Source organism: Massilia sp. CF038 (assembly GCF_900129765.1).
In the GTDB taxonomy this organism is placed as follows: domain Bacteria; phylum Pseudomonadota; class Gammaproteobacteria; order Burkholderiales; family Burkholderiaceae_D; genus Telluria_A.
Window position 1 is genome coordinate 1,716,576 of the sequence record NZ_FQWU01000001.1, and the last position, 12,474, is coordinate 1,729,049.

The 12,474-nt window shown below is 62.7% G+C and carries 9 protein-coding genes; 3 read left to right on the forward strand and 6 right to left on the reverse strand.

The window, feature by feature from the left end:
- Positions 1-3 precede the first annotated feature (3 nt).
- Both BUC24_RS07830 and BUC24_RS07835 read right to left on the reverse strand, forming a co-directional pair.
- Complete coding sequence (locus BUC24_RS07830) at positions 4-4,902, reverse strand: HAMP domain-containing protein (RefSeq protein WP_073213490.1); 4,899 nt, start codon at positions 4,900-4,902, stop codon at positions 4-6.
- Entirely contained in the window at positions 4,899-6,797 is a 1,899-nt protein-coding gene (locus BUC24_RS07835; protein WP_083598769.1) for a putative bifunctional diguanylate cyclase/phosphodiesterase, read from the reverse strand. Before BUC24_RS07835 ends, BUC24_RS07830 begins: the two co-directional genes overlap by 4 nt.
- Positions 6,798-7,159: 362 nt before the next feature.
- Between BUC24_RS07835 and BUC24_RS07840 the strand changes: the two genes are divergently transcribed.
- Positions 7,160-7,897 carry a helix-turn-helix transcriptional regulator gene (locus BUC24_RS07840; RefSeq protein WP_073213492.1) on the forward strand — a complete coding sequence of 246 codons (738 nt, stop codon included), beginning with the start codon at positions 7,160-7,162 and terminating at the stop codon, positions 7,895-7,897.
- Here the strand turns inward: BUC24_RS07840 and BUC24_RS27225 are convergent.
- Entirely contained in the window at positions 7,872-8,147 is a 276-nt protein-coding gene (locus BUC24_RS27225; RefSeq protein WP_073213493.1) for a helix-turn-helix domain-containing protein, read from the reverse strand. The genes BUC24_RS07840 and BUC24_RS27225 overlap by 26 nt on opposite strands.
- A gap of 137 nt (positions 8,148-8,284) precedes the next feature.
- On the opposite strand from BUC24_RS27225, the gene BUC24_RS07850 reads away from it, so the two are divergent.
- Positions 8,285-8,872, forward strand: a complete 588-nt coding sequence (locus BUC24_RS07850) for an acyl-homoserine-lactone synthase (protein ID WP_073213494.1) — start codon at positions 8,285-8,287, stop codon at positions 8,870-8,872.
- A gap of 6 nt (positions 8,873-8,878) precedes the next feature.
- Here the strand turns inward: BUC24_RS07850 and BUC24_RS07855 are convergent, their stop codons facing one another.
- On the reverse strand, positions 8,879-9,823 hold the full coding sequence (locus BUC24_RS07855) for a hypothetical protein (RefSeq protein ID WP_073213495.1): 945 nt from the start codon (positions 9,821-9,823) through the stop codon (positions 8,879-8,881).
- A gap of 91 nt (positions 9,824-9,914) precedes the next feature.
- Entirely contained in the window at positions 9,915-10,061 is a 147-nt protein-coding gene (locus tag BUC24_RS26900) for a hypothetical protein (protein WP_178372497.1), read from the reverse strand.
- An 11-nt stretch (positions 10,062-10,072) separates the two neighbouring features.
- On the opposite strand from BUC24_RS26900, the gene BUC24_RS07860 reads away from it, so the two are divergent.
- Positions 10,073-10,288, forward strand: a complete 216-nt coding sequence (locus tag BUC24_RS07860; protein ID WP_073213496.1) for a hypothetical protein — start codon at positions 10,073-10,075, stop codon at positions 10,286-10,288.
- 16 nt (positions 10,289-10,304) lie between these two features.
- On the opposite strand, the gene BUC24_RS07865 is transcribed toward BUC24_RS07860, so the two are convergent.
- Positions 10,305-12,353 (reverse strand): prolyl oligopeptidase family serine peptidase, encoded by a 2,049-nt coding sequence (locus tag BUC24_RS07865; protein ID WP_073213497.1) that lies wholly within the window; start codon positions 12,351-12,353, stop codon positions 10,305-10,307.
- Positions 12,354-12,474 lie beyond the last annotated feature (121 nt).

The following is a 12,474-nucleotide window of genomic DNA, read 5'->3' on the forward strand; positions in this document are numbered from 1 at the left end:
GGCTCAATGCAGCCAGACCCGCATGAGCGACAGCAGCTGCGCCACATCGACCGGCTTGGTAATGTAGTCGGAAGCACCGGCTGCAATGCACTTGTCACGGTCGCCCTTCATTGCTTTTGCGGTCAGCGTGATGATCGGCAGCGACTTGAACTTCGGAATACGGCGGATCGCACGCATCGTGTCGTAGCCATCCATCTCCGGCATCATGATGTCCATCAGGACGATCTCGATGGTCGGATCCTTTTCCAGTACTTCAATGCCATCACGGCCGTTTTCGGCGAAGGACACTTGCATTTGCTGGCGTTCCAGCAGCGACGACAGCGCAAAAATATTGCGCAAGTCATCATCGACAATCAGGACCTTGCGTCCGGCCAGACCGCCATCGGCCGCATGGATTTCTTCCAGCATGCGGCGCTGCAGTTCCGGCAGCGAGGCGTGCGAGCGGTGCAGGAAGAGGGCGGTTTCATCGAGCAGGCGCTCGGGCGAGCGGGCATCCTTGATGACGATGGTCTTGGCATAGCGTTTCAGCTTGGTCACTTCCTTGCGCGACAATTCCTTGGCCGTGTAGATCACAATCGGCAGGTCGCGCAGGGACGGGTCTTTGCCGATCAAATCGAGCAGGTCGAAGCCGCTGATGTCGGGCAGGGTCAGGTCCAGCACCATGCAGTCGAAATGCGAGCCCTTGAGCGCTTCCAGCGCGGCCTGGCCGGTTTCCACGGCGACGATGCGCAGGTCGGCGTCGCCAATCAGGGCCACAATCGAGTCGCGCTGCATTTTTTCGTCGTCCACCACCAGCAGGCTGCGTTTGCCGCCCAGCAGGAACTTCTGGATGCGGGTGAATTCTTCCTGCAGCGCGTCGCGGCTGACGGGCTTGTTGATGTACGAGATGGCGCCCTGGCGCAAGGCGCGTTCGCGCTCGCGCAGATTGGACATCACGTGCACCGGAATGTGGCGTGTGCTCGGGTCGCGTTTGAGGCGGTCAAGCACGGTGAAGCCGTCGATGTCCGGCAGGTCGAGGTCGAGAATCACGGCCGAGGGCAGATAGTCGCGCGCCAGCGACAGGGCCGAATCGCCCTTGTTGGTGACGATGGCCTTGAAGTTCTTCTCGCGTGCGAATTCCACCACCTCCAGGGCAAAGCGCTCATCGTCTTCGATGATCAGAACGGACGGGTCGCCCGGTGCGATCAAGCCGCGGTCGTCTAGCACCGAGGAGTATTCCACCAGCTGGACTGGATCGGCTTCGACCACGGCCACGTCCTGGGCAAAGCTGGAGCTGCCCGAATACACCACTTGCGGCGGTGGCGCCGGCGGCGCCATGCGGCCTTGCTGCGGCTGGCGGGCCTGATCGTAGTTGATGAAGCCAGCCCGGTTGTAAGGCAGGAACAGCGTGAAGGTGGAGCCAGCATTGACGACCGATTCGACCCGGATCTCGCCGCCCAGCAAACGCGCCAGTTCGCGCGAAATCGACAGACCCAGACCGGTACCGCCGTACTTGCGTGCGGTCGAGCCGTCGGCCTGCTGGAAGGCTTCGAAGATCAGCTGCAGCTTGTCGGCCGCAATACCGACCCCGGTATCCTTGACCGAGAACGCCAGCACTGCGTCCGCATGCACCAGGTTCGGGTGGTCCGAGGTCCAGCCGCTGGTGACGAGCGAAATTTGCAGCGCCACATGGCCATGGCTGGTGAATTTGAATGCGTTTGACAGCAGGTTTTTCAGCACCTGCTGCAGGCGCGTGGTGTCGGTCATCACGGCCGTTGGCAGGGCGTCGGCCAGTTCCACCGTGAAGCCCAGATGCTTTGCTTCGGCCATGTGACGGAAGGTACGGTCGACGTAGTTGCGCAGATTCGAGAAGCGGTACTCGGACACGTCCAGCGTGACGGTACCGGATTCGATCTTGGACAGGTCGAGAATGTCGTTAATCAGAGTCAGCAAGTCGGAGCCGGAGCCGTGGATGGTCTTGGCAAACTCCACCTGCTTGCCCGACAGGTTGCCCTCGGGGTTATCGGACAGCTGCTGCGCCAGGATCAGCAGAGAATTCAATGGCGTGCGCAACTCGTGCGACATATTGGCCAGGAACTCGGACTTGTACTTGGACGACAGTGCCAGCTGGGTGGCTTTTTCTTCCAGCGCCAGTTTGGCTTGTTCCACCTCGCGGTTCTTGCGTTCCACCTCGATGTTCTGCTCGGACAGCAGGCGCGCTTTTTCGGCTAGCTCCTGGTTGGTCTGCTGCAGCTCTTGCGCCAGCGACTGCGACTGGGTCAGCAGCGATTCGGTCCGGCTGTTCGCCTCGATCGTGTTGAGCACCACGCCAATCGACTCCATCAGCTGGTCGAGGAAGGAGAGGTGGGTTTCGGTGAAGCGGTCGAGCGACGCGATTTCGATCACAGCCTTGACCTGCTGTTCGAACAGGATCGGCAGCACCACGATATTGGTTGGCGGCGCCGCGCCCAGGCCGGAAGACACGACGATGTAATCGCGTGGCACATCGGTCAGCCAGATGCGGACTTTTTCAAGCGCGCACTGGCCGACCAGGCCTTCGCCCGGCAGGAACGAGGTGGCCAGCTTGCGGCTGGAACGGTAGCCGTAGGAGGCGATCATGCGCAGACGCGCATCCATCTCCTGCGAGTCCATCATGTAGAACACGCCGTGGTGGGCCGATACCAGCGGCGCCAGCTCCGACAGAATCAGCTTGGTCACAGCCTGCAAGTCGCGTTGACCTTGCAGCAGGCGCGTAAAGCGCGCCAGGTTGGTCTTGAGCCAATCCTGCTGCGCATTCTTTTGCGTCGTTTCTTTCAGGTTGCGGATCATCTCGTTGATGTTGTCCTTCAGGTAGGACACCTCGCCGCGCGCTTCCACCTGAATGGAACGCGACAAGTCGCCGCGGGTCACCGCCGTTGCCACCTCCGCAATCGCGCGCACCTGGTTGGTCAGGTTTGCCGCCAGCTGGTTAACGTTTTCGGTCAAGTCTTTCCAGGTACCGGCCACGCCGGACACGTTAGCCTGGCCGCCCAGCTTACCCTCGGTACCGACTTCGCGCGCCACCCGGGTGACCTCGGATGCAAACGAGGACAATTGGTCCACCATCACGTTGATGGTGTCTTTCAGCTCCAGAATTTCGCCCTTCACGTCCACCGTGATTTTCTTGGACAAGTCGCCGCGAGCCACCGCGGTGGTCACCGCCGCAATGTTACGCACCTGGCCCGTCAGGTTCGACGCCATGAAGTTCACGTTATCGGTCAAGTCCTTCCAGGTGCCGCCCACGCCCGGCACATACGCCTGGCCGCCCAGCTTCCCTTCGGTACCCACCTCACGCGCCACCCGCGTCACTTCCGACGCGAATGAGGACAATTGGTCCACCATCACGTTAATGGTGTTTTTCAGCTCGAGAATCTCGCCCTTCACGTCCACCGTGATTTTTTTGGACAGGTCGCCGTTGGCCACTGCCGTCGTCACGTCCGCAATGTTACGCACCTGGCCCGTGAGGTTACCCGCCATCGAGTTCACGCCGTCGGTCAAGTCTTTCCAGGTGCCGGCCACGCCGGGCACGTTGGCCTGGCCGCCCAGCTTACCTTCGGTACCCACTTCGCGCGCCACCCGCGTTACTTCCGATGCAAACGAGTTCAATTGGTCCACCATCACGTTGATGGTGTTTTTCAGCTCGAGAATCTCGCCCTTCACGTCCACCGTGATCTTCTTGGACAAGTCACCGTTTGCCACCGCGGTCGTCACGTCCGCAATGTTACGCACCTGGCCCGTGAGGTTACCCGCCATCGAGTTCACCGAGTCGGTCAAGTCCTTCCAGGTACCGGCCACACCTTTCACCTGCGCCTGGCCGCCCAGCTTTCCTTCGGTACCCACTTCGCGCGCCACCCGCGTTACTTCCGATGCAAAGGAGGACAACTGGTCCACCATCACGTTAATCGTGTTTTTCAGTTCGAGAATTTCGCCCTTCACGTCCACCGTGATCTTTTTCGACAAGTCGCCATTGGCCACCGCGGTCGTCACCGCCGCGATGTTACGCACCTGGCCCGTCAGGTTCGACGCCATGAAGTTCACGTTATCGGTCAAGTCTTTCCAGGTGCCGCCCACGCCCGGCACGTACGCCTGGCCGCCCAGCTTCCCTTCGGTACCCACTTCACGCGCCACGCGCGTGACTTCCGACGCGAAGGAGCGCAACTGGTCCACCATCACGTTGATGGTGTCCTTCAGCTGCAGAATTTCTCCGCGCACGTCCACTGTGATTTTTTTCGACAAGTCGCCGTTGGCTACCGCGGTGGTCACCTCGGCGATGTTACGCACCTGGGAAGTCAGGTTACCTGCCATCGAGTTGACCGAGTCGGTCAAATCCTTCCAGGTGCCGGCCACGCCTTTTACCTGCGCCTGGCCGCCCAGCTTACCTTCGGTACCCACCTCGCGCGCGACCCGCGTTACCTCGGACGAGAACGAGGACAGCTGCTCCACCATGGTGTTGGCGGTGGTCGCTGCGCGCAGGTACTGACCCTTCAGGGGATGGCCGTCCACCTCCAGCGCCATGGTCTGCGACAGATCGCCCTTGGCCACCGCGCCAATGACGCGCGCCATTTCCGTGGTCGGGCGCACCAGATCGTCAATCAGGGTATTGACCGAACTGATGATGGTGGCCCAGCCACCCACCACGTTCGGCACCGAGGCACGCTGCGTCAGGCGGCCTTCGCGGCCCACCACGCGCGACACATCGGTGACCGCATGGACCATCTTTTCTTTGGTCTCGATGATGTCGTTAAGGGTGTCGGCGATCTTGCCCGAGATGCCCGTCAGGTCCGATGGCATGCGCGCCGTGAAGTCGCCTTTTTTCAGCGCCATCAGGGTGTTGAGCAGCAGCTTTGCGTCTAATTCGTCGGCAATTTCAGTCATGTTATTCATCGACGTGGTCCTCGGTCGTTTTGGTTGGCGTGGTGGGCAGGCTTGTTTTGCGCCTGGCTCGTTATGGAATCGGTATATTGGGCTTGCAGCATAGCCAGCATGGCGCCTGCCTGCAAGGGAGGACTGAACAGGTCACCCTGGTACTGGTCGCAGCCAAGGGAATTTAACACGGTCAGCTGGTCATCGCGCTCGACGCCCTTGGCCAGCACGCGCATGCCAAGCGCGCGGCCCAGGTGGATGATGGCGGCGGCCATGTCGGCGCCGCTGTCGGTATCGAGGTCGTGCACAAAGGCGCGGTCGATCTTGAGCATGTCCATGGCCAGGGCGCGCAAGGTCGCCAGCGAAGCGCCGGCACTGCCAAAATCGTCCACCGCCAGTTTGATGCCGGCCGCCTTGAGCTGGCGCAGTACGGGCGCCGCGTCGCTGTTGCCGATCAGTAGATGCTCGCAGATGTCCAGTTCCAGCCAGCCGTGCGGCAGTTTGCATTTGCGCAGGTGGCCCAGCACGTTGTCGGCCAGTTCGGTCGACAGGCGCAGCACCGGCAGATCGACCGACATGGTCAGCTGGGGCAGCGACGGGGCGGCGCGGCGCCATTCGGCAGCCTGGGTACAGGCCGCACCGATGGACCACTGGGTCACCTGCTCGAGCAGCGCGTGGTCATTCAGGCCGGCCAAAAATTCGGTCGCGGCGATCATGCCATGCTGCGGGTGGCGCCAGTACAGCAGCGCTTCGATGCCGCTCAGGGCACGCTCGGGCAGGCTGGCGCGCGGCTGGAACAGCAGTTCCAGTTCGTCGCCGGCCAGCGCCTGCTGCAGCTCGGCGATCCAGCGGGCCCGCTCGCGCTCGCGCGTGTTGAGCTCTTCGCGGAAGAACTCGATGCTGCCGCGCCGATTCTGCTTGGCGTGGTACATGGCGGTGTCGGCGTTCTTCATGAGCTGGGCAGCGTCGCGCGCATCCTGCGGGTACAGGCCGATGCCCACACTGGTCGAGGTGTGAACGCGGTGGTGCTTGATCTCGAACGGCTTACTGTGTGCCAGCGCGATCTTGCGCGCTACGCGTGCGGCATTGGCGCCCGCGCCGGCACCTTCCAGCAGGACCACGAATTCGTCACCGCCCAGACGCGCCACCACGTCCGACACGCGCACCGATGCCAGCAGGCGCGCGGCCACCTGGCGCAGCAATTCATCGCCGACTTCGTGGCCGAGCGTGTCGTTAATATGTTTGAATTTGTCCAGGTCCAGGAACAGCAAGGCAAACTCGCTGCCGTTGCGGTCGACCGAGGCGACCGCGTGCTCGAGCTGGGCAATCAGCGAGCGGCGGTTGACCAGACCGGTGAGCGGGTCGCGGATGGAGAGCGCGTTGGCGCGCTCCTCGGCCACCTTGCGTTCAGCCACCTCCGCTTCCAGTTCCTGGTTGATGCGCTCCAGGTCTTGCAGGCGCTGCACGCGCAAGTCCTGATTCAGGCGCGACAGTTCTTCGGTCTTCGCTTGCAATTCCAGGTTTTTGCGCGTCAGGTCGACAAACACCGCTACTTTGGTCAGGAGCACGCTGGGGATCACCGGCGTAAACAAGTAGTCGGCCGCGCCCTTGCGGTAAGCCTCGATGCGGTGCAGCTCGTCGTCGTAGTGCGCGGTAATGAAGATGATGGGCACCGAGGCGGAGCGGGGATGCGAGTGGATTGCCTCGGCCGTTTCAAAGCCGTCCATGCCGGGCATGTTCACGTCCAGCAAAATAACCGCGAACTCGTGCTTGAGCACTTCGCGCAGCGCTTCGCTGCCGGAACTTGCCGTCAGCAATTCGAAATCGGGCTCGCCAGGCCCGGACATGAGGACGCTTTCGAGCGCCATGAGGCTCGCCGCATCGTCGTTCACCAGCAAAACTTTAGGAATTAGCACGTTGCGTGATGCCTTGATCGAAAAAAGAGGAGCCTGCAGCGCTCCCCGCCTATTTTAGCAATCTGCCTATGCGCGAATCGCGCATTTTTAGCAGCCTAACCCAAACAAAATTTCCCCGACGCACAATAAGTGAAATGAAAGCTGGTTGTCTTTACACAACGGTTTTACAATTACGTGAGAATCATGAAACAAATTGCATTCTGTGCAGCAAGTGAGGTCTTTTTTGTCCAGTTAAAGCCCATTTGGTCGCGTGCGGCTGTTACTTTTGGTGTTAATTGGTTGAAGTTTAGTCAAATTGCAAATACGATCTAGTGTCGATCCGACAGCTTTATAGAAAGTCGGACAATTCCGGGGGGAAGTGAATGGTCGAGCAGAGTGAGCTGTTGACGCTGTTGAAGAGCGACGGCGTAAGCGGGTGGCAGGCAGCCTTGTTCAAGCTCGCCCGCAGCCAGGGGTTCGACCAGGTCCTGTATGGGGCGGTGGGGTCGCGCAATGCCAAGCTGGAAAGTGCTTTTTTGCACAGCAATTACTCGGCAACCTGGCGCGCGCGCTACGATGCCGACAAGCTGCATTACGTCGATCCGACGGTCTCGCATTGCCTGACCAGCTCGCTGCCGATCGTGTGGGAGCCGGAAGCGTTCAGCGAACCGGCCCAGCAGGCGCTGTATGAAGAAGCATGCGGCCACGGCATCCGCTCCGGGATTACCTTTCCGATCCATGGACCCAGCGGCGAATTCGGGGTGGTCAGCTTTGCCTCGGACGAAAAGCCCAGCGAAGAGTTCGACGAGACGATTGCGCACCTGATGCCGTCACTGTCGCTGATTCGCGACTATGCGTTTGAATCATCGCTACGCTACATCAACCAGCGCCAGGAAGGGGAAGCACCGCCGCGCCTGACGCGGCGCGAGCTCGAGGTGCTGAACTGGGTGATGGTGGGGAAATCATCCTGGGAAATTTCCCGCATCACCGCTTGCTCGGAAGCCACTGTGAATTTTCACATTGGCAATATCCGGCAAAAATTTAATGTCAATACGCGCCAGCAGGCCTTGGTCAAGGCCATCAGCATGGGCATTCTTACCCCGGAAGATCACCATCGCTAAGCCGGCCTTTCACGTACAGCTTGACCAGGATGGCCACCGGGGGCGGGATGCCAAGCCCGGTTTCGAAGCGGCTGCCGCTGGACTGGGTCACGCCAAAGCGTCCCCAGAATTTCTCCTGACTTTCGCGTTTGCTGATACGGAATTTTTTCAGCTCGGCGTGCGGGGTCGTGGCCGCGAAAGTGGGCTCGGCCGGGACTGCGCCCGAGTCACCTGCCACTGCTTGGTACTTGAAGTCGTCGTCTTGGGCCATATCTTTCCTCTCAAACAAAATTGCAGTATTCCACCCCGGGCCGCGCTGGGCCACCTAGCAACTCTGCTAGTTATGTTTCTATCCTTTTTGCATGATTCTCTATGCGGGATGCATAACTTAACTAAGCGAGGTTCCAGATGGCACTGCACATTCGAATTGCTGCACGACGCGATTTCAAATCACGCGACCTATGGGAGATGCACAAGCTGCGCGCCAAGGTCTTCAAGGATCGGCTCGGCTGGGAAGTGCCGATCCTGAGCGGGATGGAAATTGATGGCTACGATGCGCTCGATCCGCTCTACATGATGATCCGCGAACCGGGGGGCGGCGCCTTGCGCGGGTGCTGGCGCCTGCTGCCCACCGAGGGGCCGTACATGCTCAAGGATTCGTTTGCCCAGCTCTTGCACGGGCAGGATGCGCCGCAGCACGCGCGCATCTGGGAATTGAGCCGCTTTGCCATCGAGACCGATGGCAATGCCTGCTTCGGTTTTTCCGAAATCACCATGGAATCGATCGGCGAGATCATCAGCCATGGCTATCACGCCGGCATCGACCAGTACGTCACCGTCACCACCACCGCCATTGAACGGCTGCTGCGCCGCGCTGGCGTGGTTACACGCCGTTTTGGCGCACCCTTGCAGATCGGGGTCGAGCGGGCAGTGGCCCTGTATGTCGACGTGCCGGCCACCCATGCTGTCATGTTCGACACCCGCCTGGCGTCCTGAGCCGCTTCAGGCCCGCAGGGCCGCTGCCGCCTTGCTCACCAGTGCCCAGTGCGGCAGGGCAGCCTGCAGCTGGCGCGCGGCCAGGCCAGGCGGCTGCTGCGCCAGTGCGCCTGCCTCCAGCAGCAAGCTGTGGCAGGTGCTGGCCGCGGCGCAGCGCAATGTGTCGATGGCCGCGCCGGTATCGTCCAGCCTGCCCAGAAAGCGCGACAGCGCCGGCAGCAAGCTCTGCAAATAATCGGCCTCGGCGCGGGTGGCCATTTGCTCGCCCTGCAACTGGGTCAGCTGGCGCCGCACGCCTTCCAGCGCGCTGGCATGCAGCACCATTTCCTGGCGCAGCGGTTCGGCATGGGGCCCGAGCAGCCAGGGCGCGTCCTGGCGCAAGGCCGCGTCGTCAAGCCGGCTCTGGAGGGCGCTCGCTTGCTGCGAGAGCAGGAAGGCATGCACGGCATCGGCTTGCAGACATTCCGTGACAAGGGCGGTGTCGGAGGCCAGTTCGTGCGACGCGCGCGCCATTTGCGCCAGGTAGCTGGCGACGTCGCGGCTGAGGGTGTCGAGGGCGGCCAAGGGCGCGGCCATGCGGCGGCGCAAGGCGTCGAGGGCGTGGGCGCCGCCTTGCTGGTCCGGCCCTTGCGCCTGCAAGGCTGCCAGAACGGCTGGCTGCGCCATGCTGTGCCCGACAAAAGCGAGCATCGCAAGCGCGCTGCCCAGCGCCGGGCGGGCCCGCGCTTGCCAGGCTGCAGCGAGGGTGCGCACCATGCTCAGGTACTGGCCCACCACCGGACGGGTCACTGCGGCGCGCACCGGCAGGCGCGCCACGTCGTGCGCCAGGCTGTCGAGCTGAGGCGCCAGATCCGCCAGGGCGGCGCTGGCAGTGCCAATGGCGGGACACCAGAAGGCGCTGTCGGCCTCGCCTGGTGCATGCTGCTGGTGAAGAACGGCAAGATTCGACATGCGCCTACTCCCCTTGCGGGACGACCCCGCATCACCCCATTACAGGCGCGCACGTTTGCCGGGCCTAGCTCTCAGATGTACTAGCTTGTATTTACGAGCCAGGCGCGGCTGCGAGGAGGGCGAGCGCGCGCGGCGCTGCGGCGTTGGCGCCCGCCCGCGCCATTTCCTTGAGCGCGCGCAAGCAATCGCCGGCGCGGCCGAACGCGACGCCGTGGGTGCGGTCTGACTGAGCAGTCACCGGAGCACATCATGCACACACCTATAAGCAAATCGGGCAGGCAAGGGCTGCTGGCCTGGCTGCGCGCGCGCCTTCGGCGGCAGCCGCACGGGGCGGCGCTGGCCGCACTGGCCGTTCCACCGGCGCCTGGCCCGCCCGAGGCCGTAGCGCCACCACCGGCCCCCGAGCCGCCCGACGAGATCGACATTGCCGGCTGGCCTGCGCTGGTCGCCCCGTTTTACGACTAGCGGCGCAAGTGGCGGTTCAAGCCAGGGTGTCGCGCAAAAAGCTGTAGGTCAGTGCCCACATGCGCGCCTGCTGTTCGTTGTTGGCCGCGCCTGCGTGGCCGCCGTCCAGGTTTTCCCAGTACAGCACATCGTGGCCTTGGGCTTGCATGCGCGCGACCATCTTGCGCGCGTGGCCGGGGTGGACCCTGTCATCACGGGTCGAGGTGGTCAGCAGCGCGCGTGGGTAGCGCTGGCCGGCGCGCACCTGCTGGTAAGGCGAATAGCGGCCGATGAATGCCCAGTCTGCGGGCAGGTCGGGGTCGCCATATTCGCCCATCCACGACGCGCCTGCCAGCAGCCGGTGGTAGCGCCGCATGTCCAGCAAAGGCACCTGGCACACCACGGCGCCAAACAGGTCCGGCCGCTGCGTCATCGCGGCGCCCACCAGCAAGCCGCCGTTGCTGCCGCCCATGATCCCCAGGTGGCGTGGACTGCTCAGCTTGCGTGCGACCAGGTCTTCTGCCACCGCTATAAAGTCGTCAAACGCGTTCTGGCGGTGCTCGCGCAAGGCGCCCTGGTGCCAGCGCGGACCGAACTCGCCGCCGCCACGGATATTGGCCACCACATGGATGCCGCCGTGCGCCAGCCAGGCAGCACCAGTGACCGCGCTGTAGCTGGGTTTGAGCGAAATTTCAAAGCCGCCATAGCCGTACAGCAGGGCCGGGTTGTTGCCATCGAGTGCAGTGTCGCTAGGCATTACCACAAAATATGGAATCGCCGTGCCATCGCGCGACTGGGCCTGGTACTGGCGCACCTGGCAGCGCGCTGCATCGAACCAGGCCGGCATGGCCTTGAGCGCGTGCCGCGTATTGCTGCCGGCCGTGGCCAGGTATAAGGTGGTGGGCGTCAGAAAATCGTTGACCGTCAAGAAGTAACGGTCCGAGCTGTAGCGATCTTCGGCGCTGACCTCCAGCGAACCGAAGCCGGGCGAGGCCACCGTGCGCCGCTCCCACAGGCCAGCAATGTGGCGCAGCTCGATAATGCGGTTGCTCACGTTGTCCAGTTCAACCAGCAGCAACGCGTCGCGCGTGACGGCCACGCTGTCGAGCGAGCGCGCGGCGCTGGGCTGAAACAAGACCTGGAACTGGCGTTCGCCGGCCATGAAGGCGCGCAAGCGAATGGCCAGTAGCGCGCCTTGGGGCCAGGTCTGGCCGCCAATGGTCCAGTCCGAACGCAGTTCAATCAATAACTGGTCCCAGGCGGTCCAGGCGTTTGCATCGTCGGGCTTGGCGATGGGGTGCAATTGCCCGTGCTCGCGCAAAAACAGATGGCTGGTATAAAACGTGATCTGGCGCTCGACAAACTGCCATGCGCCCTCGGGCGTCAGGGTTTGCCATGCGGCCACTGCCAGGTCGTCCGGCGCCGCCTCGTACACCAGGGCAGCGTCGGCCAGCGCGCTGCCGCGGCGCCATTCGCGCACGCTGCGCGGGTAGCCGGACGCGGTCAGACTGCCGGGGCCGAAGTCGGTCGCCACCAGCAGGCAATCGTGCTCGACCCAGCTGGCACTGCTTTTCGCAGCGGGCAACTGAAAGCCGTCGGCCACAAACTGGCAAGTGCGCAAGTCGAATTCACGCAGCACGCTGGCATCGCCGCCACCGCGCGAGAGCGAAATCAGGCAGCGCTGGCCGTCCGGCGGCAAAAAACGCGCGCCCGACCAGACCCAGTTTTCCTGCTCGGCGCTGGCCAGGTGGTCGAGGTCGAGCACGGTCTCCCATGCCGGCTCGGGCAGTGCATATTGTGCGGGCGTGGTGCGCCGCCACAGCCCGCGCACATGCGCATCGTCGCGCCAGAAATTGTAATACAGGCCGGCATGCTGGGACACAAACGGAATCCGTTCGCGCGAATTGAAGATCGTCTGCAAGCGCGCGTGCAGGGGCGCAAAATGGGGACTGCGCTCAAGTGTATTGACGGTGCTGGCGTTGCGCTCGCGCACCCATTGCAGGGCCGCCTCGCCATCAATATCTTCCAGCCAGAGATAGGGATCGTGGGCATCCTGCGCTGCGCACGCGATTGTCAATTCATTCATGGTTCTTGTCGCTTTGTCTTGTTTCCGGCGCAGCTGGCCGGCCGGGCTCATCCTAGCACCATTGCCCCCTGGCGCGCAGGGCAGGCACGCACTGTTATTTATCAATTGCATCTTATTGCCG